This window comes from Corynebacterium sp. HMSC05D03, assembly GCF_001807205.1.
In the GTDB taxonomy this organism is placed as follows: domain Bacteria; phylum Actinomycetota; class Actinomycetes; order Mycobacteriales; family Mycobacteriaceae; genus Corynebacterium; species Corynebacterium aurimucosum.
In genome coordinates this window covers 77885-98386 of sequence record NZ_KV788171.1, presented here as the reverse complement: position 1 = coordinate 98386, position 20502 = coordinate 77885, and the positions used below count along the sequence as shown (strand labels likewise).

Here is a 20502-nt window from a genome sequence, read left to right as displayed (position 1 = left end):
CACCCCGCTACGCACCCCGAAACCGGAAGAGCCCCTTTAATCCGACCCACTGCACGCCAGAAGCCGCCATGGGCTGGATTTTACTATAGATTGATTGAGAAACAATAGTATAAAAAGTAAACTTGACGAGTTAGGGGCTTTAAATGTCCAGAGCAGACCATGACCCCGCCGGAGCAGCGGCAGATTTGCAATCTATTGAAGAAGAGGTAGCTAAATATGAGCATGCGAGAGATGAAGCGGAGGCGCTTCACACAGAGTGGCAAGCACGATGAGCTTGCCACTCTTTTTCGTATGATCGGCGACCATGCACTTCTACATTGTTCATGGATACCAAGCCAGCCCTGACAGTCACTGGTTCCCGTGGCTAGAACGCCTGTTGACCTTCGATGGCCACACCGTTCACACCATCGCGCTGCCGGAACCGAACGCTCCGAAGCTCGATGAGTGGGTAGAGGCGATACGCAACGATATTAAGCGTCCAAACGCTAATACCTGCATCATCACGCATAGCCTGGGCGGCACTGCGCTGCTGCACTATCTCACGGCATTGGAGGGCGAGTGGGAGCTTCCTGGCCTCTTCATTGTCTCTGGGTTTGTGGAGAAGCTTCCTGTCATCCCAGAGCTTGACGAATTTATTGGCCAGGCCCACGTCGACGTGCCTGCTGTCAAACCCCACATCGCTCACATAGAGGTCTTCGTGTCTACGGACGATGTCCTGGTGGACCCTTCCCTCACGCAGCAGCTTGCCGACGCCCTCTCGGCCGCACCCATCACCATCCACGACGCTGGACACTTCCTTGAGAGCGACGGCTATACCGAGTTTCCACAGCTGGGGAATCGCATAGCGCAATGGCTGCGCAACCTATAAGCCCCCAGTCATGGCTTTGAGCGCCTCCACGTGCTGCACGTAAGCTTGTGTGCCTGCCTCAGTAAGCGTGACCCACACAGTGTCCTTAGCGCGGGTAGAACCGTACTCTCGGGCGCGGCTAATATAGCCGCGGTCTTCGAGGTGCTTTAACTGCTTGGAAAGTGTATCGGCGGGTAGCTCGGTCAACTCGGCGAGCGTGCTGTACTTCATTTGCCGACCGTCGGTGGCACCGGCGGAGTAGAGCGTGGCACAGATTCTGAGGCGGTTAATCGGGTGGATAACTGGATCCAGCTCAGAGGATTGGTTGGGCGCTTCCCTAGACACTGGCGCCCTTTATTGCCGCGTTGCGGTTCTCGTACAGCATCCAAGCCGTCGCTGCTGAAACGACGACCCCGCTGGTGATCATCCATGGCCATGTATCAGGTGTCGGCGTGGTGGAGAAAATCATTGCAGCGGGAAGCAGTACGCGTGACCACGTGGCGCGATCGTTCCTTGGCCCCTTGTTGGGATTGGGGCGAACAAAAGGGTTCGCGATTTTGTCCTTGAGGAGGTAGCCGAGAATGAAGGTCGGTATGAGGATTGCGAGGGTGTACCACCACGACAGCTTAGAGAATGCGAGGCTACTGCCGATGCCGAGCGCTACAAGTGTTACCGCCCACCTGCTCTGCTTCCAAGCTGTGCGTTGTTGGACCTCTCTAATGACTTTTAGGTCGCTGCCCATGATGTGCCTCCTTTGTTTGCATCTAGTGCAAGTGTAACGCTTGCACTAGTGGCAAGTAAAGGGGCGTGGCTTCTCGTGACATCTGAGTGGTCTGGTTTTACCCCATACCGGTGTGCATCTTCGGCGAGGTGGACGGGAGGGGCGGTGGAGTACCAGGGGGTGGACCAGTGGCCAATTGGTCTAAGTCCTACCGGTATGCCTTTTCTGGCCATACACTGCAGGTGCAACGCATTCCCGACAGAAAGGAGAGCGGATGGCGGAAGTTGAAAATCATCACTATCGCCGACGCAACCCTAGCAGATAATACAAGGCGGCATCGCCATAATCCACAACTTCTTAAAGCCAACACTCGAGCGAAGTAGGAGCCTTGCACCGCATGCTGTTAGCGCACGTGTCCTCCCGAACCTCCAGCGATGACTAACTAGTGCTCCGGCCCCAGCAGCCAACGGCACGCCAGCGGAATAACCACTGATTCGATCCGCACCTAGGCCTTGAGAGTCGAAGTTTACATCGCAGCCATAAGTGGCAACGAGGTTCGGGATTTTATCTGTGTAAAAAGGGTCCGTTACCTGCCGATTTGTGCAATCTTTCGGGGATCCTATAGTGTTTAGCAAGTCCGAAACGGACAGCTAAGCGAGCCCCGTTCGTCTAGCGGCCTAGGACGCCGGCCTCTCACGCCGGTAACACGGGTTCAAATCCCGTACGGGGTACAAATAAAGAGGGCGACAAGCGATATAGCTGTCGCCCTCTTTCCTGATCGGGTTATGGGTTAGCGGTCTGGAGTCTAGACAATGAGGACTTCAGCGTTATTACCGCCCGTGCAGCGAATCACCTCGTGCTCATCAATGTTGCACGTCAATGAGTAGTTCTGCTGTGTGACCGAGCTGTTGACGGTTACCTGTGCGGGGATATAGGCGCGGAGGTCATCCTGGGAGCTTGGGGCTAAGGTCATCAAGCGGCCGGCTGTGGAGCGCGCAAAATCGCAACTAGTGTTTGCGCCGGCCATGACGAAGGCGATGTTATAGCCATCGCCCATCTGGCACACCGTGGCGGGTGTGCCGTGAACGTTGACTGCTGCACCGTTGGCTTCGCCTTGGGGAAGCTGTCCGGAGAGGCTATTGTAGGTGGACATCTTTGCAGCCTGAGCGGTCTGGTGCTGGCCTGCGCCTGGTTGGGCTCCTTGCACACTCTGCGCTTGAGTATCCGGCTGTTGAGGCTGGCCCCCAGGCTGATCGGCTGCGGTGCCGGGCAATGTCGGTTCGGGGCCGGATGGGGCTCCTTCGTCGGCGGAGTTGGGAACGTGAAGTTCAGCGTCATCATTGAGCGGCTGAAAGGCTGGGTATGTGTTCTCGAAAGTTGGCTCACCCGATACTTCGCCCGGGCCTGACGATGCTGCCATGTCGGATGACGTGGAGCATCCAACCGTTAAAACACCGGCGGTGGCTATGGCTGCAAAAGCTGCGACGGGTCGGAGGGTGCGCGTGGAAGTCATAAGTTCCACCCTAACGGGATGTGCCGAGATGCGCTGGAGAAAACGGGGAGAGCTGCCCAAGCCCGGCATCGTGGGCGCGGGCTAGGCAGCTCAGAAAAACGGAATCCGGAGTGCTCTTAGTGGCAATCCCAGTGGCCATCATGCGCTGCGTGGCGGTGGCCATCGTGCAGGTAGTCCACGTGATCGCCGTGCGGGAATGCGACGTGGCCGCAGCCTTCGCCGTGCTCGTGGTCGTGGCCCTCGTGAACGGTGTGCTCGGATGTCTCGCACTCGTCCCAGTGGCCTTCATGCTCGCGGTGGATGTGGCCATCGTGCAGGTAGTCCACGTGATCGCCGTGCGGGAATGCGACGTGGCCACAGCCTTCGCCGTGGGTGTGCGTGTGCTCGTCGTGAATGGTGTGGGTCATGACTCCTCCTTGAAAGGCTGGGGATTTTCAATCAGTTTTCAGTAGCTGTCACTGTCAGTAAAGCGTGTTTTCAACTCAGTTTCATTATTGGGGGTGCTAGGGGGTGTTAGTAGAGTGACGTGCGGGGCGTGAGGTGTATGTGGGGTGAAACAGGCTAGAGTGAAAGTATGATGAATAAGTCTCCTCAGCGTCGCCTTTCGCTTTTTGCTTCCGGCCTTGGTTCTGTGGTTGGTGCATGCTCGCTAGCCATTGCTCTTGCTACCCCCGCAACGGCTGCCGAGGGTGTGCCGGTGAGGCAGGGGCAAAAGGTTGCTGCTGCTGATGGCACCTTGTGCAGTGTCGGTTATGTTGAGGCTAGCCGGGCGTGGACTTCGGCCCACTGCGGTCTCAACGGGGAGCAGATGTATAACGAAGCGGGCCAGCACGTAGGAACCTTGCGTTGGTTCAAGCCTTCTGGGGCGGCAGGGCATGACTTGGCCTATATTCAGTTCGCCGGCGGAACGTACTCGGCCGGAAACCCCCTGACAGGGGATGGCATGGCGCCGGTCCCAGGCGAAGGAGCAGCTGTGTGCTTCGACGGGCAGGCCACGTCGCGTCAATGCGGTACTGCGGTGCGGGGGCCAGGCCTCTTTCCTGGAATGAACTATGCGGTCGACGTGTCGCTGGCACCAGGGGATAGCGGTGGAGCAGTCTCCGTTCCAGGGCAGCCAGGTGTGGTGGGTATTTACCAGGGGATTACCCAGACCAATCGAGAAGGCCGGACGGTAATTTTCTCAAACTATGCACGGATGCCACACGCGGATGAACTGGCGCGCTTGCCGCACCAAGGTTGGGTACCGCGACGTCCCAACCGGGAACCAGGAAATCCAATCCGGGTGGCGCAGGAAAAGGGTGAGGCGTTGTCCTCGACAAGCAGCGCGGGCCCAGAAGGACTGCGTGGCCTCGCAATGTATTTTGGTTTGAGTATTTAGAGGTATCTGGGGGCGGAGTTTGCAGGCCTAGCCGTCGGCGGTCTTAGCGGTTGCCATTGTTCGGTGCGCTGTTGGAAAGGGCGGCGCTCAGCCGGTTGGAAGCGCTGACCAGTACATCCGCAAATTTCTCCGCTGGGGAGGGACGGAAGCGCTCGGCCGAACCAGAAATGGAGAGCGCGGCGATGAAGTTTCCGGCGCCGTCGAAAACTGGTGCGGAGATGGAGGCGAGGTTGGACTCGCGTTCCTCGATGGATTCGGAATAACCGTTGGTGCGTGCGAGTTCGACATCGTGCTCGCTGAAAATGGCATCCTCAACGTGTACATCGGCAAAAGCTGCGAAGATTCTAGCGGCGGAGCCAGAGGTGAGCGGGAGCTGGCGGCCTACAGGGACCACGTTGTGTAGTCCAATTTCTGGCTCGCGCGTGGCAATGCAGGTGCGGGTGGTTCCCGAGAGTTCGTATAGCTGGACGGATTCGCCAGTGGCGTCGAGAAGCTCCTCCATGATGGGGCCGGCGGTCTCGATGATTCGATCCCGGTTGCCGGGAAGGGCGGGACCCGCACCCCACTTACCGTCGGGCGTGCGGGTAAGGATCCGGTGTGCCTCGAGCGCTGTGGCGAGACGGTGTGCGGTTGCCCGGGGTAGGCCGGTGGTCTCACACAGCTCATTGAGCGTGGAGGGGCGGTTGGTCGCGGCCATCATGATGGCTACTGCGCGATCCAATACCTTAATTCCTGATACTGCGCTATACTCTCCCATATAATGAAATCTACGTCCCATTAATTGAGATTTCAAGTGGAGAGATACATGACTGAGAAACTGACACTCGCAGAGAAGGTATGGCGCGACCACGTTGTGCGCAAGGGCGAGGGCGGCGAGCCCGATCTTATCTACATTGACTTTCAGCTCCTGCACGAAGTTACCAGCCCCCAGGCTTTCGACGGTCTTCGCTTGGCCGGTCGCACTATGCGTCACCCTGAGCTGCACTTGGCCACTGAAGACCATAACGTGCCCACCGTCGGAATTAAGACCGGCAACCTTTTAGAAATTAAAGATGAGGTCTCCCGCACGCAGGTATCTACCCTGCGCAAGAACTGTGAAGAGTTCGGTGTGCGCCTGCATTCGATGGGTGATGCTCAGCAAGGCATCGTTCACACCGTAGGCCCCCAGCTGGGAATTACCCAGCCTGGCATGACCATTGTGTGTGGTGACTCGCACACCTCGACGCATGGCGCCTTCGGCTCCATCGCCATGGGCATCGGTACCTCCGAGGTTGAGCACGTCATGGCCACCCAGACGCTTTCGCTCAAGCCTTTCAAGACCATGGCTATCGAGGTTAGCGGAGAGCTGGCGGAAGGTGTTTCGGCCAAGGACTTGATTCTGGCTATCATCGCCAAGATTGGCACTGGCGGCGGCCAGGGCCACATTATCGAGTACCGCGGCGAGGCCATTCGCAAAATGTCGATGGAAGCGCGCATGACGATCTGTAACATGTCCATCGAGGCTGGTGCCCGCGCGGGTATGGTGGCTCCGGATGAAACCACCTTTGAGTACGTCAAGGGCCGCGAGTTCGCCCCGCAGGGCGAAGACTGGGACGCAGCGGTTGACTACTGGAAGACGCTGCCGACTGACGAAGGCGCCGAGTTCGATACCGTCGTGGAGATCGACGGCTCTGCCCTCCCCCCGTTTGTCACTTGGGGCACGAACCCGGGACAGGGCCTGCCGCTGAGCGCTGTGGTGCCCAACCCGGAGGAGTGCGGTGACGACGGTGAGAAGGCTGCAGTCGAGAAGGCCTTGGCGTACATGGACCTGGAGCCTGGCACGCCGCTTCGCGATATCCAGATCGACACTGTCTTCCTGGGATCCTGCACGAACGCTCGCATCGAAGACCTGCGCGCAGCCGCTGAGGTAGTCAAAGGGCGCAGTATCGCGGCTGATACCCGCATGATGGTGGTTCCGTCATCGGCCGTGGTCAAGGCACAAGCGGAGGAAGAAGGCTTGGATAAGATTTTCACCGATTTTGGTGCTGAATGGCGAACCGCTGGTTGCTCGATGTGCCTGGGCATGAACCCGGACCAGTTGAAGCCGGGGGAGAGGTCGGCGTCGACAAGCAACCGCAACTTTGAGGGCCGCCAGGGCCCCGGTGGCCGCACCCACTTGGTCTCCCCGGCCGTTGCGGCAGCGACAGCAGTCCTGGGCCACTTGGCCGCACCAGCAGATATCGACGATGCCGCCGTAGCCGGCGCCTAAGGAAAGGGAGAAGACAATGGAGAAGTTCGTAACTCACACTGGCATCGGCGTTCCGCTGCGAGTATCCAATGTGGATACTGACCAGATTATTCCGGCGCGCTACCTGAAGTCCGTTAAACGCACCGGCTTTGCCGACGGACTGTTTTCTAACTGGCGCAGCGATCACAACTTTATTCTCAATCAGGAACCGTTCAGGGAAGGCTCTGTGCTTTTCGCGGGGCCGGACTTTGGTACCGGATCCTCTCGTGAGCACGCAGTATGGGCGCTTGCCGAGTATGGATTCAAGGCGGTATTTTCCTCCCGTTTCGCCGATATCTTCCGCGGCAATTCCGGAAAGGCTGGCCTGCTGACGGGGCTCATGGAACAAGAAGACATCGAGCTCATCTGGAAACAGTTGGAGGCCGGCGAGACCGAAACCACCGTCGATTTGGAAGCGCGCACGGTTACCGTCGGCGGCAATAGCTACACCTTTGAGATCGATGATTACACTCGCTGGCGCCTTATGGAGGGGCTCGATGATATCGGTCTGACCCTGCGCAATGAGGCCGATATCGAGGCTTTCGAATCCACGCGCCCCGCGTTCAAGCCCCGCGTCGTAGCATCTTAACGTGAGCAATAAAGGTGTGGGAGCATTCCCCGCCTCCTGTGGCGCGGTGCACATAGCGCCGTTAACATCCTCGGCATGAGCAATCCTTATCAAAGCTTTAGCGGAGACAGAGGCAATCAGTTCGGCGGCGCAGGCGGGTATGGCGGGTATGGCTATCACAACACTTCGGGGTATGGCTATCAACAGCCAGGGAACTACGGTTATCAGCAGTCCAGCAGCTACGGTGAGCGCCAGCCTGGCGCCTGGGCTGGAAATCCACCAGTCGGGGCGCCCGCCCAACCCATCGACGCCATGGATATTGTGGGCCAATCATTCAAGGGCTACCTGAAGCAGCCTGTGCCAGGGATGTTGGCCATGCTGGTGCATTTCATCATCACTTTTGCTCTTCTTCTTGTTCCGAGTACCGCTGTAGGCGGCATCTTCGCAGTAATGGAAGAAAACGGCACGGACATTGAGCCTTTGGTGCCTACCGTCGGGATCCCTCTCATGGTTGTCATGGGGCTAGTCGCCTTCGCTTATCTTTTCTGGCTAATGGCGAACCTCTTTAATGGTTCCCGGAAGATCGCTGATGGGGAGCAGGTCACCTTCCGCGACTACTTTAGGTTTGCCCAGCTGAGTGGTTGCGCCGGCGTCTATGCCTGCTTCTTTACTTTGGTAATGCTCGGATCTATTGCGGGCGGCTTCCCTGGTCTGATTCTCTTTGCGCTCCTGTGGCCAGCGCCCGTGATTAAGGCGGATAACCCTGATAAGCCTCTCATGGACTGCTTCCGAGAGGCCCTCAACCTGGTCATGGAGAATCTAGGGCAGTCGCTGCTCTTTATCTTGGTCTGCTCCCTCATCGCGAGCTTGCTTGTCTTTATTCCCATAGTCGGCTTCCTTGCCGCCTATCCGATCTGGGCGCTCGGGATGGTCCTTTTCACTCGCGCTATGCAGCGCCGCCCTGCAGCGCGGTGGGAATAAGACAGCAGGGCAGCACTGAAGTTCCTGAGAGACGGCGGCGATGCCGTACTTAGCGCACAGGAAGCGGGCTAGCCAAGTAGTCCGCCCCGGTAAGCTCACCGTCGTTGAAGGAAAGAACCCATACCGAAGCCTTCTTGAACTTGAGCTCATCGATCGACTTTTTAAGGAACTTCGGCGCGTAGGACTCGATGATGCCGGGGATGGTCAGCCCTTGGCTGACGATAACCGGAACACCGCCGCCGTCGACCACGCGCTGGAAGGCGGCGCGTGCGTCGTCGGGAGATTCAGCAAAGACATCATCGCCGAATGCTTTATTCACGGCGATGTCCATGCCGAGTTCATCGGCCAGCGGGGCAGCGGTGTGCTGGCAACGCTGCGGCGGAGCGCTATAAATGGCGGTCGGATGAAATGGCGTGAGCATCGGCACGAGCATCTCCGCCTGGCGGCGCCCCTTTTTATCCAGCGGGCGCAGGTCATCATCGCCTTCCCACGAGCGGCGCTGGTGTGCGCGTGCATGGCGCACATAAAGAACGCGGGTCGTAGGCGCAAGGCGCAGACGCTTGTGTGCCTTGCCTAGCACCTGGGCATCAACGTCGTAGGAGAGTAATGAGCTGGCCTCGTCGATCTTCATCCAACGCAGCTCATCGGTCTCTTCATTCGGGGAGTACTCACCGTCGAGTACACGGGCCAGCCAGTAGTAGACCACCTTCGTGCGGCCTTGCACCGGGTAGGCCACCTTGCCGATGAGCTTGCCTAGGCGCACGGAGTAACCGGTTTCCTCGAAGATCTCGCGCGCGGCGGTCGCGGGGAGCGATTCGCCCGGATCGACCTTGCCCTTGGGCAGCGACCAATCGTCATAGTGGGGGCGGTGGATAAGTGCAACCTCCGGATCGTGCGGGTCGCCACGCCAGAGAACCGCGCCGGCGGCAAGCGTCGTGCGCTTGAATTCTTCTGCCGGATCGACGGGGATCTCCTGGTGGCGTCCGGAAATGAAGACTTCCGAGCGAATGTCTTTGTCCGTCTCGTGCATGTTCTTTGCCTTGGGCATGCTGCTCCTTTTGCGCCGGTAGCTTTCAACCTTCTCTATCTTCCTCCACTCGCCGTCGCGATGCAGCCTTACGCGCCGAGCGTGCAGGAATCCCAGGCGTGCTTTAATGGGAAAAGCCAATGCAGAGGAATCTAGAGTGAGGTGGCACATGGCAAACGTGGCAGTAATGGGGGCAGGCTCGTGGGGAACCACGCTGGCAAAAGTCTTTGCTGACGCCGGCAACGACGTCCGCTTGTGGGCGCGCCGCGAGGAATTGGCGAATGCCATCAACACGCGCCACGAGAATCCGGATTACCTCCCAGAACTCCCGCTTCCTGAGTCGATTAAGGCCTCCACAGAGCCGGCAACAACGCTGCAGGCCGCGGATATTGTGATCTTCGGCGTTCCCTCCCAGACGCTGCGCGGAAACCTGGAAAAGTGGGCGCCACTCTTGCCTGAGGACGCGACCTTGGTGTCGATCTCTAAAGGCGTGGAGAAGGCCACACTCAACCTAATGAGCGAAGTTATCGCAGACGCCGCTGGTGTCTCCTCCGACCGTATCGCGGTCCTCTCTGGGCCCAACCTAGCCAAGGAGGTGGCCCAGGAGCAACCAGCAGCCACGGTGATTGCCTGCAGCGATGCTGCCCGTGCCGAGGCCGTGCAACATGCCGCCGCAGCACCGTATTTTCGGCCCTATACCAACACCGATGTCATCGGCGCGGAGATCGGCGGCGCCTGCAAAAACGTGATTGCACTTGCCTGCGGCATGGCGGCGGGTAAGGGGTTAGGCAACAACACCATGGCCACCATCATCACGCGCGGGCTCGCGGAGATTACTCGCCTAGGAGTGAAGCTGGGAGCGGACACGTTCACCTTCTCTGGTCTTGCAGGCATGGGAGACCTCGTGGCGACGTGCAGTTCGACACTGTCGCGTAACCGCACCTTTGGGTATCGCCTCGGCCAGGGTGGCACGCTGGAGGAAGCAACTGCCGCCACCAACGGGCAGGTTGCGGAAGGCGTTATCTCATCTGATTCCATCTTTCGGTTGGCGCAGCGCGCAGACGTAGAGATGCCGATTACCCAAGCGGTCTACGGTGTGTGCCACCGCGGGGTGACTGTCGACGACATGATTGTTGCTCTGATGGGTCGCACCAAGAAAGCTGAGTAAAGCCGAGTAAAGTTGCTCGGTATGACTGAAGCGAAACCTGTGCGCGTTGCCGTTGTGTACGGCGGTCGCAGCTCCGAGCATTCGGTGTCGTGCATTTCCGCCGGCGCAATCATGGAGCACCTTGATCCGGAAAAGTATGAAGTCGTGCCCATTGGCATCACGCGGGAAGGCACCTGGACGCAGGGCAACCGCGCGGGACTCGACATTGTTGACGGGCGGCTGCCCGAAGTAGAACTGCACGATGAGCTGGCGTTATCCCTCAACCCTGCCACGCGTGGGCGCATCCACAATGTCACCCGCCACGAGCACTACACAGAGGTCGATGTCATCGTCCCAGTTCTGCACGGCCCCTATGGGGAAGACGGCACAGTGCAGGGCCTCTTTGAACTTTCCGGGATTCCCTACGTCGGCGCAGGCGTATTGGCTTCGGCTGTGGGAATGGACAAGGAGTTCACCAAGAAGCTTCTGGTCGCGGAAGGCCTTCCGGTAGCGCCGCAAGAAGTACTCACAGGGGAAGCCACGCTTAATGACGCCCAAAAGGAACGCCTTGGCCTGCCCGTCTTTGTGAAGCCGGCGCGGGGTGGATCCTCCATCGGTGTGTCCAAGGTCTCCGCGTGGGAAGACCTTGAAGCAGCACTAACCCTGGCCTATGAATCCGATGACAAGGTTCTCATCGAGCCAGAAATCAGCGGCGCCGAGGTGGAGGTGGGAGTTCTTGAACGCCCCGACGGCAGCCTCCAGGCCTCTGTCCCCGCCAAGCTCTTGGGCACCACGGAGTCTGAGGAAGGCTTTTATGATTTCGATGCCAAGTACATCGACGAGGGCGTCTCGGCAGCAATTCCTGCTCCGTTGAGTGAGGAGCTGACCGCCGAACTTCGTCAGCGCGCTATTGAGGCTTTCCGGGCGCTGGGTGCCTCGGGCCTATCGCGCGTGGATTTCTTCGTCAGTGATGATTCCTACTGCATCAACGAAGTGAATACCTTCCCCGGCTTCACCCCGATTTCTATGTACCCGCAGGTCTTTGCTGCGGAAGGGGTAGGTTATGCCGAGCTGCTCGACACCCTTATTCAGACGGCCCTCGCGCGTTTCTAGGGTGACGATGTAGGCCGCGCCTCTCACACCTACTGGGAGGGAGTGGCTGCCACGAGGGCGTCGCTAAGCCGCACCAGCGCGGAATTCGCAGCATCCTGTGGGGCAGACAACGCGAGGTCCTCCGCCCGGCCGAGCGCGAACCATGTGCCGGCCGTGGTGCCCTCCGCCAGCGTGGTGTCTTCGAACCACGGGACGTCGTTGACCTGCTGGAGCTGAACACCTGCTCGGTAGTTCTCCGGAGAGGCCACGCCGCAGCGCACGACAATCTCTTCCTGACCCGGTGCGCTATAAACCCAGGTGTTCTTATCTCCCACATCCGCGCGGCGCGTATAGCCCTCTGCAAGTGTTTCCGGCAGGGCCTCTTCTAGAGCGGGACACATGGAATCCGGTCCAGCCTTGAGCTGCGATAGCGGCGCTGGGTTGGCCTTCTGTGCCTTTTTTTCTAGTTGCTTGAAGGCTGCTTCTAGCCCCTCTGGAGCGTCATCGTGGGCCTCCTCCGAGGAGGTTGTCACCGCGATGGCGGGGGTGTGCTTGGTGCTGTACCACGTCGTGAGGGTGGAGCCGGGGGTGGCGTCGAGGACCTGTAGCCACGATTCGCCGTCGGACTCGACGGTGTGGGAGTAGTCGGTAAACTGCTGCGGCAGGTCAATACCACAGCGCAGCGTTACTTTGTCCTCCGAGTTCTTTGCCCACGCGGCGGCGCCCGCCGGGGCAGGATCGACCAAGTCGACGCGCGGGTAACCCATGAGCTTGTCCGGCAGCGCATCGACGACAGCGGCACACTCGGGGGAGTCCGCTGCCTCAGAGGGAGTGGGAGGCAGCGCCACTGGCTGTTGCGCGGCGCTGGTGAATACGTATTTGGCACCAAAAATCACCGCGAAGACCATCGCGATGGAGATCCCGAGTGAGATGTAAATAGCGGTGCGGTTAAATTGGGTATCCATAGGGGCTTATCCTATCGCTGATAGCCCGAGAAGAACGAACGTGGACGGCGCGCACGAGTGGCGTGTAGCCCGCGCAAGGAAAAGGAGTCCGTGACGGTGGGTTTGTCCCATACCCTCGATCAAGCCGGTGAACGGCACGTTATCCATGAGATTGTCACTGCAGCCCCGAGCGCGCTCAACGGCGACGATGCGGCCGTGCTCTACCCGGCAGCACCTAATTCGCGCACGGTGGCCGCGACAGACATGATGGTGGAAGGTCGGCACTTCCGGCGGGACTGGTCCACCGCCGCGGAGATTGGGCAGAAAGCCATCGTGCGCAACTTCGCGGATATTGAGGCGATGGGGGCGCGCCCTACAGCGGCATTGCTGGCAATCGCCGCCCCGGGAGATACCCCGGTGGACTTCGTGCGGGGGATTGCGCAGGGTATCGCTGAGCGCTGCGCGGTATATAACGCGGAGCTCGTAGGCGGTGATCTGACCCGCAGTGAGAGCTTGGTCATCAACGTCATGGCGTTAGGCTCCCTGGGTGGAAGTGGTGCAGCGCTGACTCTGGATGGTGCCCGGGCTGGCCAGAAGCTGGTGGCACACGGCAAGATTGGCTATTCCGGAGCGGGGCTGGCGCTGTTGCAACGCTATGGCCGCGCATTGCCGCCGGAGCTAGAGGAATTCTGGCCATTGGTCGACGCCCACTGCGCTCCCTCCCTCACCCCGGGGCGTGGTGTCATCGCGCGGGCAACCGGTTCGACCTCGATGACGGATAACTCGGATGGCCTCGTGCGCGATATAGGACACTTAGCTGGGCGTTCCGGGGTGCACATCGACCTTGACCGTGGAGCGATTGCCCCTGACCCGCTGCTGGCTGCCGCCGGCGCGGTGCTCGATATCGATCCTTGGGAATGGGTCTTAACCGGCGGCGAGGACCACACGCTGTTGGCTACCACGTACAAGGCCCCTCCCTCCGGTTTCCGGGAAATTGGTCGGGTGATGCGCGGTAGCGGCGTGACCATTGACGGAGAGGAGCCGCGCTATAGCGAGGGCTGGGAGGGATTCGCGTGAGCCACATTGATACCTCTCACATTCACTACTCGTGGATGCCTTACATCCGGCAGGCACTGGAGGAAAACCTTCCACGCATTGAGCGCGAGATTGGCGCAGAGTTCCTGCCGCCCGCCGAGAATGTATTCGCCGCCCTGTCTATGCCGCTCGAGGACGTGCGGGTGCTCATCGTGGGCCAGGACCCCTATCCCACGCCGGGGCATGCCATGGGTTTGTCCTTCTCCACGCGATCGGGCGTGCCGGCCCCGCGTTCGTTGAAGAATATCTACGCCGAGCTTGGCGACGACCTCGGCATCCCCGGCCGCGCTGATGGTGATCTACGGGCCTGGTTTGAGCAAGGAGTGCTGCTGCTCAACCGAGTGCTTACCGTGGCCCCGGGCCAGGCCGGTTCACACCGCAGGCTCGGGTGGGAAGCGATTACCGAGGCCGCCATCAGAGCACTGGCGGGGCGCGATATCGTGGCCATTCTATGGGGCCGCGATGCCCAAGCCTGCCAAGCTTTCCTGCCCGGTACAGAGTGCATTACCTCCCCGCATCCTTCGCCGCTGTCAGCGCGGCGTGGATTCTTCGGGTCGCGTCCTTTTTCCCGGGCCAATGCGGCTTTAGAGGCCCGTGGCGTCCCCGCGGTGGACTGGCGCTTGTAGACTAGCCAGCATGTCATATCCCGCTGAGTTGGATGCTCGTGGCCTCCACGAGTGGGCCGCCCGAACCGTGGAGGAGCTGCAGCGCCGCCGCGCCGAGATCAATGCCCTCAACGTTTTCCCAGTGCCCGATTCCGACACGGGATCCAACATGGCGCACACCATGGAGTCCGCGTTGGCGGAGGCCAATAAGGGCGAGGTGGACGTGGCCGAAGCCCTGGCCATCGGCTCAGTGCGCGGTGCCCGCGGCAATTCGGGGATGGTGCTCTCCCAAGTGCTGCGGGGGGTTGCCGATGCCACGACGGATTCGCGCGTGGACGGTGCGGTACTCGCCGATGCTTTGACCTTGGCTGTCACTTTGGTGGACCGCGCGCTTGCCGCACCGGTGGAAGGAACGATTATTACCGTGCTGCGAGCCGCGGCCATCGCCGCCAATCAGGCTGCCGAGCAGCCTGGGGCCGAGCTTCACGGCATCTTGCTCGCAGCGGTCGAGGCCGCACGGAAGGCCCTTGCTGAGACCCCCTCGCAGCTATCGGCCCTGCGCGAAGCCGGCGTTGTGGATGCCGGTGGAACCGGCTTCGTAATTTTGCTCGAGTGCTTGCTCACTCAGGTCACAGGGCCCGACCCTGCCAGCCAACCCCTGACGGAGTCGGTGCCACTTTACTCCGCGGAGCCTGCCGTGCGGGAGCCACAGGCAGGAGAAGAGCTCGCAGAGATCGAAGCCATCTTCTTCTTTGAGGGCAACCTGGGCGACATCGAAGAGACCTTGGCTCCGCTGGGCAATAGTCTCGTCATTGCACGGGCGACGGAAACCTCCGCCAGCGTGCACATCCATAGCGCTGAGGCGGGGACCGTGATCGAAAAGGCCTATTCCCTGGGAAAGGTCAGCAACCTGCGGCTCGAAGCGCTACCGCAGACGGGTCAGGCGGCCAGCTGCCAAGATTCTGGTGGTGGCGGGGGAGCACAGCGGCGTATCTTTGCCGCGGTGCCTGAAGAGGCAGCGCGGGAGCTTTTTGAGAAGGCGGGGGCGGACGTCGTCAAGCCCGGCGAAGAACTGCAAAGCGCCGGGGAGGGAGATCTTTTCTTGCCCAATGGCTGCGGTGGTGACCCGGGCAAGGCTACTGTCATTCCGACCGATTCCCTGGTAGCCGGGCTGGCGGCGCTCTCGGTTTATGCGCCGAGTTCCGCGCACACCGACGACGTGCTCGCCGCGATGAAGGACGCTGCCCGCTCCATGCGGGTAGCCTATCCAGATAGAGAAAACGTGGCTGGGATTCTAGCGGCATGTCGTACTCAGCTGGGCTATGGCGGCGAGCAGATCACGGTGCTGACTGGCCTTGAGCTAGAGGAAGACGAGTTAGCCCGAGAGTTGGGGGTTGATGTCGTGGTTCTACACGTGCCTGGACTGCGCACTGAGATTGGGGTGGAGTAGGCCATGCTGGGCTGGCAGGATGACCGCGCACTGACGGATATCTTGGCGAAGAAGGATGCCGCGGCTTTCAAGCGCGCCTTCGGATACACCACGTGCGGGGAGCTGCTCAGCCACTATCCGCGCGACTACATCCGCCACAATAAGGACGTGGGCCTCGGCGGTGCTGAGGATGGTGATCACGTCACCATCACTGGCGTTATCGAAGAACTCCGCGTTAAACACACATCTAAAGCCGTGGTGTTTATCCTCTACATGGATAGCGGAGTCCAGGCCTCCTTTTTCAATGCGCACTACGTGCAGCGCGTGCTGGGGCGCGGCATGCGCGTCATGCTCTCCGGCAAGCTGAAATACTTCCGGGGATACCCCAGCTTGCAGCACCCCGATTTTCTCATCCTCGACCCCGGCCGCTATCAGGAGTCCCTGCTGGATAGCACTACTGGGCAGGGGACAGGTTCGCTGAAGAAGCTCTCCCAGTTCGGCTCGCTGGAGACCTTCCTGCAGCGCGAATGGATTCCCGTGTACCCGGCTAGCGGAAAGGTGACGTCGTGGTACATCATGGGCGCTATCCATAAAGTGCTCGAGCACACCCCACCGATCCCGGAGCCGCTGGACTATCGGATGATGGTGACGCTGGATCAAGCCGTGCGCGAGATCCACGAACCGGGTAATAATGGCCCGGAGCGCGCTATCCAGCGCCTCAAGTACAACGAGGCCCTATCGGTGGGCCTAGTTATGGCCTTGCGTCAGCGCGATGTCAAGGCGCGCACGGCAACCCCGATGCCGGCAATTCTGGAAGGTTACCGCGATGAGCTGCTCAGCGAGCTACCCTTCGCGCTGACTGACGGTCAACGACGTGTCATCGGCGAGATCGACGCAGATCTGTGTGGCACCGCGCCCATGATGCGGCTGTTGCAAGGTGAGGTCGGTTCAGGCAAAACGCTCGTTGCCACCTGTGCCATGCTGCAGGCGGTTGATGCTGGAAAACAAGCTGCACTGCTTGCCCCGACGGAGGTACTGGCGGCGCAGCATGGGGCGTCGATTAGCGCCAGCGTTCCCGAAGGTGTCACCGTCACGGTCCTAACGGGTTCGATGAAGACGGCGCAGAAACGCAAAGCTTTGTTGGAGATTGTCTCTGGCGAGGCCGATATCGTGATTGGCACCCACGCCATCATCCAGGACAGCGTTGAATTCTTCGATTTGGGTCTCGTCATCGTGGATGAGCAGCACCGCTTCGGCGTCGAACAGCGCGATAGCCTGCGCACCAAAACTCGGGAGGGAACCAGCCCGCACCTGTTGGTGATGACTGCGACACCTATCCCGCGCACGATTGCCATGACGGTGTTCGGTGATCTAGCGGTATCGACGCTCAAGGAGCTGCCCGGTGGACGCAAACCTATCTTGTCCGCGGTGGTTCCCGAATGGAAGCCGGAGTGGGTACGCCGCGCCATCGAGCGTATCCGTGAAGAGGTGGACAAGGGCCACCAGGCTTATATCGTCTGCCCGCGGATTGAAGGAGAGGGTGGTGTGGAAACCATGTCGGTCCAACTGCGTAACCTTCCCTTGCGCGGACTGCGGGTGGAGATGCTCCACGGCAAAATGCCCGATAAGGACCAAGTAATGGAGAGCTTCGCGCACGGGGAGATTGATGTCCTCGTGGCCACCACGGTCATTGAAGTCGGCGTCGATGTTCCCAATGCCACCGTCATGCTGATCCGGGAATCGGAGAACTTTGGAGTCTCGCAGCTGCACCAGTTGCGCGGGCGCGTGGGACGCGGTGGCAATGAATCGGTGTGCCTGCTGCACACGACGGCTGAGCCTAATAGCAAGTCTTTCCGGCGTATCAAAGCTATCGCGGATACGTCATCTGGTTTTGACCTAGCTGAGCTCGACCTACAGCAACGCCACGAAGGCGATATCTTAGGAACACTGCAATCCGGTACGAAGCGCACGCTGAAGTTGCTGAACCTCATCAATGACCGGGACATCGTTGAGCGCACGCATGCTGATGCCGCCGCGTTGGTCGAGCGCAACCCTGAATTAGCGGAGGAACTGACGCACAACCTAAGCGCAGATGAACAGGGATTTTTGGAGAAAAACTAGGCTTGTCACCGCGGGAAACTGAGGGGAGATAGGGTAGAAGCCATGACCAGAATCATCGCCGGAGAAGCCCGCGGGCGCACCATCAAGGTGCCCGAAGCTGGGACGAGGCCCACGTCCGACCGTGCCCGCGAGGGCCTTTTCTCATCGTTGAATGTGCGCTGGGGGTTTATTGATTCCCGCGTGTTGGATCTCTTTGCTGGTTCCGGCGCCTTAGGCCTTGAGGCAGCTAGCCGTGGCGCTGAGGAAGTCGTCCTCGTGGAGAATAATGCCGCGGCCGTGAAAGTCATTCGCCACAATATTGGGGTGGTGAAGCACCCGCGCGTGGAAGTACGAGAAATGAAAGCCTCGTCATACCTTGCCACCGCACCGCGCGGCTACTTCGACATGGTGCTCGCGGATCCGCCCTATGAGTTCGATGATGTTGATGGTCTTCTCGCCGCCATCGAGCCGGTGCTGGATGATGCCGCGATAGTTGTCATCGAGCGCCACGTGGACTCGCCGCACACACAGTGGCCAGATGGCTTTGAGCCCACCGGTCAGAAGCTTAAGAAGCGGACCTTTGGCATCGCGCGTTTTGATATGGCGATCTATCACCGCAGTGCGGATAGCTCGAAGATCGATACCACCGGAACCCAGGAGGACTAGCCATGCCGACTCACGCCGTATGCCCCGGTTCTTTCGATCCCATCACGCTGGGGCACGTCGACGTTTTTAATCGTGCCAGCGAGCTTTTTGACAAGGTCACGGTGCTGGTGACGGGAAACCCCGACAAGCCTTCTGGGCTGTTTAGCGTGGAGGAGCGCGTGGACCTTATTCGCCGTACCGTTTCCCCGGAGATCGAGGTGGACTGGTGGGGCGGATTGTTGGTGGATTACACCAGCGCCCATGGCATAGACACGATTGTGAAGGGCTTGCGCTCCTCCTTGGATTATGAGTATGAGCTGCCGATGGCGCAGATGAACCGGCGCCTTTCCGGAATCGATACCGTCTTTTTGCTCACGGATGAGAAATACGGATATATCTCTTCTTCGCTGTGCAAGCAGGTGGCGCAGTACGGCGGTGATGTTACGGGTATGTTCCCGGATCATGTGGCTGCCGCAGTGATGGAACGCTACCGAGGCTAAAGGGATATGTCTGTACTGGCAATACCCCTCGTTGTCCTCCTTACCGTCATCGCTGGCTCGTGCTTGCAGCGAGTCTCCGGCATGGGCCTGGGCCTCATTGGTGGGCCCATCCTGACGCTTTTCCTCGGCCCCGTCGAAGGCATCATGGTCATCAACGTCTTGGCCTGCCTCAATGCCATCCTCACGACCTATTCGATGCGTGAGAATGTGGACTGGGGAAAGTGGCTGCGCATCGGTCCTTTCATGGTCCTCGGCTCAATTCCGGCGGCGCTGCTCATCGCCCGTATTGATACTGCGGCGTTGTTGGTTCTGGTTGGTGCCGCCTTATTGATTGCGCTGGCCGTGGTGGTCTTTGGGCGCAAGTTCGTCCCGGAGATGAGTGGCACGGGCCCGGCCATCTCCGCGGGTATTTTGGGCGGGTTCACCAATACCCTGGCCGGCGTGGCTGGCCCGGTCATCACGGTCTATGCCCAGGCCGCGCGGTGGCCCAAGGAGGTTCTCGCGCCGACCCTGCAGCCCTGCTTTGTCATCGGCGGATTGTCCTCTGTTCTGACGAAGTACTTCTTGGGCTCCGGCGGCTTTGACGGTTTGCACTGGCTGGTGTGGCCCTGCGGGGTAATTGGAATGTGCGTTGGCATTCTCTTAGGAAAGAAGATTGCTGGGCGCGTCTCTCGGGACAAGGCCCATAAGCTATCACTGTGGCTGGCCAGCCTAGGAGCTCTCAGCGCATTGCTGCGAGGCCTTTTTACTCTGGGTGCTTAAACAGCGTCTCGGTATGGTGGAGTCCATGGCGAAATTCAAGATTGAGGACGCGCTCGCCCTGCGAGCTGGCAAAAATTTTCAGATTGACTCGGTTGATGCCTCGGCAACGCCTGGCTTCGACGGCGATAAAGCGGCGCTCGACGCCCGCTTCTCCAAGTATGACGATGAGCTCTATGAGCTGCAGGAGCGGCTTTTTGCCAACGGCCGCAGCTACGGTGAGGACGCCCCGGCGGTGCTCATCGTCCTGCAGGGCATGGATACCTCGGGCAAGGGCGGTGCTATCCGCCACGTGTTGAGCACCTTCGACCCGCAAGGAACCACGACCGTCGGCTTCGGTAAACCCACCGAAGAGGAGCTAGAGCATGACTTCCTGTGGCGCATCCGCAAACACGACCCGCAGCCGGGACAAATCGTGGCCTTCGACCGCTCCCACTACGAGGATGTCCTCATTCAGCGCGTGCACGAGTGGGTGGATGAAGAAGAGGTGGATCGGCGCATCGAGGCCATCCGTGACTATGAGCTGGAATTAACGGCCAGGGGAGTCAAGGTCATCAAAATCTTCCTTCACTTGTCCAAGGAAGCCCAGAAGGAGAATCTGCTGGAGCGCACGGAGCGGGAAGACAAGTTCTGGAAATACGACCCGGCTGATGTTGAGGAGCGCGCCTATTGGGATGAGTACATGTCGGCCTACGAGGATGCTATTCAGCGCACGGATGAAAACTACGCGCCCTGGTACGTCATTCCTACCGATAACAAGAAGTACGCCCGGATGGCGCTGAAGTTTCTCATCGTGGATCTCCTGCGCCACCTAGATCTGGAATGGCCGGCGCCCGACTTTGATCCGGAAGTCGAGCGCCAGCGTATTAAGGACGCTGACTAAGA

22 protein-coding genes and 1 tRNA gene are annotated in these 20502 nt (G+C 59.8%); 16 read left to right on the top strand and 7 right to left on the bottom strand.

All coding sequences use genetic code 11. The features are described 5' to 3' along the window. Positions 1 to 304 precede the first annotated feature (304 nt). Positions 305 to 868 carry an RBBP9/YdeN family alpha/beta hydrolase gene (locus HMPREF3147_RS04540; RefSeq protein WP_070445028.1) on the top strand — a complete coding sequence of 188 codons (564 nt, stop codon included), beginning with the start codon at positions 305 to 307 and terminating at the stop codon, positions 866 to 868. Here HMPREF3147_RS04540 and HMPREF3147_RS04535 read toward each other — a convergent pair. Then, the gene (locus tag HMPREF3147_RS04535; protein WP_070445025.1) at positions 863 to 1192 is read right to left on the bottom strand and encodes a transcriptional regulator; all 330 of its coding nucleotides are present in this window, start codon (positions 1190 to 1192) and stop codon (positions 863 to 865) included. The genes HMPREF3147_RS04540 and HMPREF3147_RS04535 overlap by 6 nt on opposite strands. Further along, complete coding sequence (locus HMPREF3147_RS04530; protein ID WP_070445022.1) at positions 1185 to 1589, bottom strand: hypothetical protein; 405 nt, start codon at positions 1587 to 1589, stop codon at positions 1185 to 1187. Before HMPREF3147_RS04530 ends, HMPREF3147_RS04535 begins: the two co-directional genes overlap by 8 nt. 637 nt (positions 1590 to 2226) lie before the next feature. On the opposite strand from HMPREF3147_RS04530, the gene HMPREF3147_RS04525 reads away from it, so the two are divergent. Continuing rightward, positions 2227 to 2299 (top strand) — tRNA-Glu (locus tag HMPREF3147_RS04525). 74 nt (positions 2300 to 2373) lie between these two features. Here the strand turns inward: HMPREF3147_RS04525 and HMPREF3147_RS04520 are convergent. Together HMPREF3147_RS04520 and HMPREF3147_RS12535 are read right to left on the bottom strand one after the other, a co-directional pair. Continuing rightward, positions 2374 to 3081 carry a hypothetical protein gene (locus HMPREF3147_RS04520; protein WP_246815725.1) on the bottom strand — a complete coding sequence of 236 codons (708 nt, stop codon included), beginning with the start codon at positions 3079 to 3081 and terminating at the stop codon, positions 2374 to 2376. Positions 3082 to 3197: 116 nt separating this feature from the next. Beyond that, complete coding sequence (locus tag HMPREF3147_RS12535) at positions 3198 to 3488, bottom strand: hypothetical protein (RefSeq protein ID WP_083276437.1); 291 nt, start codon at positions 3486 to 3488, stop codon at positions 3198 to 3200. Positions 3489 to 3655: 167 nt separating this feature from the next. Between HMPREF3147_RS12535 and HMPREF3147_RS12530 the strand changes: the two genes are divergently transcribed. Further along, complete coding sequence (locus HMPREF3147_RS12530; RefSeq protein WP_083276436.1) at positions 3656 to 4459, top strand: chymotrypsin family serine protease; 804 nt, start codon at positions 3656 to 3658, stop codon at positions 4457 to 4459. Between the two features lie 43 nt (positions 4460 to 4502). On the opposite strand, the gene HMPREF3147_RS04510 is transcribed toward HMPREF3147_RS12530, so the two are convergent. Continuing rightward, positions 4503 to 5216 (bottom strand): IclR family transcriptional regulator, encoded by a 714-nt coding sequence (locus HMPREF3147_RS04510; protein ID WP_070445015.1) that lies wholly within the window; start codon positions 5214 to 5216, stop codon positions 4503 to 4505. Between the two features lie 48 nt (positions 5217 to 5264). Here HMPREF3147_RS04510 and leuC point away from each other — a divergent pair, with 48 nt between their 5' ends. The 3 genes from leuC to HMPREF3147_RS04495 all read left to right on the top strand — a co-directional run bounded on the left by leuC (position 5265) and on the right by HMPREF3147_RS04495 (position 8274). Further along, positions 5265 to 6707, top strand: coding sequence for a 3-isopropylmalate dehydratase large subunit (leuC, locus tag HMPREF3147_RS04505; RefSeq protein ID WP_070445012.1), 1443 nt, complete (start codon positions 5265 to 5267; stop codon positions 6705 to 6707). Positions 6708 to 6723: 16 nt separating this feature from the next. Next, positions 6724 to 7314 carry a 3-isopropylmalate dehydratase small subunit gene (gene leuD, locus HMPREF3147_RS04500; RefSeq protein WP_070445009.1) on the top strand — a complete coding sequence of 197 codons (591 nt, stop codon included), beginning with the start codon at positions 6724 to 6726 and terminating at the stop codon, positions 7312 to 7314. A 75-nt stretch (positions 7315 to 7389) separates the two neighbouring features. Then, positions 7390 to 8274 carry an EI24 domain-containing protein gene (locus HMPREF3147_RS04495; RefSeq protein ID WP_070445006.1) on the top strand — a complete coding sequence of 295 codons (885 nt, stop codon included), beginning with the start codon at positions 7390 to 7392 and terminating at the stop codon, positions 8272 to 8274. Between the two features lie 49 nt (positions 8275 to 8323). Here the strand turns inward: HMPREF3147_RS04495 and HMPREF3147_RS04490 are convergent, their stop codons facing one another. Continuing rightward, positions 8324 to 9322: an NUDIX hydrolase gene (locus tag HMPREF3147_RS04490; protein WP_070445003.1), complete on the bottom strand. Its 999-nt coding sequence runs from the start codon at positions 9320 to 9322 to the stop codon at positions 8324 to 8326. A 148-nt stretch (positions 9323 to 9470) separates the two neighbouring features. Between HMPREF3147_RS04490 and HMPREF3147_RS04485 the strand changes: the two genes are divergently transcribed. Continuing rightward, entirely contained in the window at positions 9471 to 10469 is a 999-nt protein-coding gene (locus tag HMPREF3147_RS04485; RefSeq protein ID WP_070445000.1) for an NAD(P)H-dependent glycerol-3-phosphate dehydrogenase, read from the top strand. 21 nt (positions 10470 to 10490) lie between these two features. Then, positions 10491 to 11561 carry a D-alanine--D-alanine ligase family protein gene (locus HMPREF3147_RS04480; protein WP_070444997.1) on the top strand — a complete coding sequence of 357 codons (1071 nt, stop codon included), beginning with the start codon at positions 10491 to 10493 and terminating at the stop codon, positions 11559 to 11561. Positions 11562 to 11590: 29 nt separating this feature from the next. Here HMPREF3147_RS04480 and HMPREF3147_RS04475 read toward each other — a convergent pair whose 3' ends face one another. Next, complete coding sequence (locus tag HMPREF3147_RS04475; protein ID WP_070444994.1) at positions 11591 to 12505, bottom strand: DUF3515 domain-containing protein; 915 nt, start codon at positions 12503 to 12505, stop codon at positions 11591 to 11593. 90 nt (positions 12506 to 12595) lie between these two features. On the opposite strand from HMPREF3147_RS04475, the gene HMPREF3147_RS04470 reads away from it, so the two are divergent. The 8 genes from HMPREF3147_RS04470 to HMPREF3147_RS04435 are packed head-to-tail and all read left to right on the top strand — an operon-like array spanning position 12596 to position 20500. Then, positions 12596 to 13561 (top strand): thiamine-phosphate kinase, encoded by a 966-nt coding sequence (locus HMPREF3147_RS04470; RefSeq protein ID WP_141740714.1) that lies wholly within the window; start codon positions 12596 to 12598, stop codon positions 13559 to 13561. A gap of 35 nt (positions 13562 to 13596) precedes the next feature. Further along, the gene (locus tag HMPREF3147_RS04465; protein WP_201829587.1) at positions 13597 to 14205 is read left to right on the top strand and encodes a uracil-DNA glycosylase; all 609 of its coding nucleotides are present in this window, start codon (positions 13597 to 13599) and stop codon (positions 14203 to 14205) included. Positions 14206 to 14215: 10 nt separating this feature from the next. After that, on the top strand, positions 14216 to 15634 hold the full coding sequence (locus HMPREF3147_RS04460; protein WP_070444985.1) for a DAK2 domain-containing protein: 1419 nt from the start codon (positions 14216 to 14218) through the stop codon (positions 15632 to 15634). Between the two features lie 3 nt (positions 15635 to 15637). Then, positions 15638 to 17734, top strand: coding sequence for an ATP-dependent DNA helicase RecG (locus tag HMPREF3147_RS04455; RefSeq protein ID WP_070444982.1), 2097 nt, complete (start codon positions 15638 to 15640; stop codon positions 17732 to 17734). A 42-nt stretch (positions 17735 to 17776) separates the two neighbouring features. Further along, positions 17777 to 18379: a 16S rRNA (guanine(966)-N(2))-methyltransferase RsmD gene (gene rsmD, locus HMPREF3147_RS04450; RefSeq protein WP_070444979.1), complete on the top strand. Its 603-nt coding sequence runs from the start codon at positions 17777 to 17779 to the stop codon at positions 18377 to 18379. 2 nt (positions 18380 to 18381) lie between these two features. After that, complete coding sequence (coaD, locus tag HMPREF3147_RS04445) at positions 18382 to 18858, top strand: pantetheine-phosphate adenylyltransferase (RefSeq protein WP_070444976.1); 477 nt, start codon at positions 18382 to 18384, stop codon at positions 18856 to 18858. Positions 18859 to 18864: 6 nt separating this feature from the next. Then, the gene (locus tag HMPREF3147_RS04440; protein WP_070444973.1) at positions 18865 to 19620 is read left to right on the top strand and encodes a sulfite exporter TauE/SafE family protein; all 756 of its coding nucleotides are present in this window, start codon (positions 18865 to 18867) and stop codon (positions 19618 to 19620) included. Between the two features lie 25 nt (positions 19621 to 19645). Next, on the top strand, positions 19646 to 20500 hold the full coding sequence (locus tag HMPREF3147_RS04435; RefSeq protein ID WP_201828279.1) for a PPK2 family polyphosphate kinase: 855 nt from the start codon (positions 19646 to 19648) through the stop codon (positions 20498 to 20500). The last annotated feature ends 2 nt before the right edge of the window (positions 20501 to 20502 follow it).

What these genes read in the sequence shown, in the direction of transcription:
- HMPREF3147_RS04540 (WP_070445028.1), top strand. Translation starts at nt 305, where the DNA reads ATGCACTTCTACATTGTTCATGGATACCAAGCCAGCCCTGACAGTCAC.
- HMPREF3147_RS04530 (WP_070445022.1), bottom strand. Translation starts at nt 1,589, where the DNA reads ATGGGCAGCGACCTAAAAGTCATTAGAGAGGTCCAACAACGCACAGCT.
- HMPREF3147_RS04520 (WP_246815725.1), bottom strand. Translation starts at nt 3,081, where the DNA reads ATGACTTCCACGCGCACCCTCCGACCCGTCGCAGCTTTTGCAGCCATA.
- HMPREF3147_RS12535 (WP_083276437.1), bottom strand. Translation starts at nt 3,488, where the DNA reads ATGACCCACACCATTCACGACGAGCACACGCACACCCACGGCGAAGGC.
- HMPREF3147_RS12530 (WP_083276436.1), top strand. Translation starts at nt 3,656, where the DNA reads ATGATGAATAAGTCTCCTCAGCGTCGCCTTTCGCTTTTTGCTTCCGGC.
- HMPREF3147_RS04510 (WP_070445015.1), bottom strand. Translation starts at nt 5,216, where the DNA reads ATGGGAGAGTATAGCGCAGTATCAGGAATTAAGGTATTGGATCGCGCA.
- leuC (WP_070445012.1), top strand. Translation starts at nt 5,265, where the DNA reads ATGACTGAGAAACTGACACTCGCAGAGAAGGTATGGCGCGACCACGTT.
- leuD (WP_070445009.1), top strand. Translation starts at nt 6,724, where the DNA reads ATGGAGAAGTTCGTAACTCACACTGGCATCGGCGTTCCGCTGCGAGTA.
- HMPREF3147_RS04495 (WP_070445006.1), top strand. Translation starts at nt 7,390, where the DNA reads ATGAGCAATCCTTATCAAAGCTTTAGCGGAGACAGAGGCAATCAGTTC.
- HMPREF3147_RS04490 (WP_070445003.1), bottom strand. Translation starts at nt 9,322, where the DNA reads ATGCCCAAGGCAAAGAACATGCACGAGACGGACAAAGACATTCGCTCG.
- HMPREF3147_RS04485 (WP_070445000.1), top strand. Translation starts at nt 9,471, where the DNA reads ATGGCAAACGTGGCAGTAATGGGGGCAGGCTCGTGGGGAACCACGCTG.
- HMPREF3147_RS04480 (WP_070444997.1), top strand. Translation starts at nt 10,491, where the DNA reads ATGACTGAAGCGAAACCTGTGCGCGTTGCCGTTGTGTACGGCGGTCGC.
- HMPREF3147_RS04475 (WP_070444994.1), bottom strand. Translation starts at nt 12,505, where the DNA reads ATGGATACCCAATTTAACCGCACCGCTATTTACATCTCACTCGGGATC.
- HMPREF3147_RS04465 (WP_201829587.1), top strand. Translation starts at nt 13,597, where the DNA reads ATGCCTTACATCCGGCAGGCACTGGAGGAAAACCTTCCACGCATTGAG.
- HMPREF3147_RS04460 (WP_070444985.1), top strand. Translation starts at nt 14,216, where the DNA reads ATGTCATATCCCGCTGAGTTGGATGCTCGTGGCCTCCACGAGTGGGCC.
- HMPREF3147_RS04455 (WP_070444982.1), top strand. Translation starts at nt 15,638, where the DNA reads ATGCTGGGCTGGCAGGATGACCGCGCACTGACGGATATCTTGGCGAAG.
- rsmD (WP_070444979.1), top strand. Translation starts at nt 17,777, where the DNA reads ATGACCAGAATCATCGCCGGAGAAGCCCGCGGGCGCACCATCAAGGTG.
- coaD (WP_070444976.1), top strand. Translation starts at nt 18,382, where the DNA reads ATGCCGACTCACGCCGTATGCCCCGGTTCTTTCGATCCCATCACGCTG.
- HMPREF3147_RS04440 (WP_070444973.1), top strand. Translation starts at nt 18,865, where the DNA reads ATGTCTGTACTGGCAATACCCCTCGTTGTCCTCCTTACCGTCATCGCT.
- HMPREF3147_RS04435 (WP_201828279.1), top strand. Translation starts at nt 19,646, where the DNA reads ATGGCGAAATTCAAGATTGAGGACGCGCTCGCCCTGCGAGCTGGCAAA.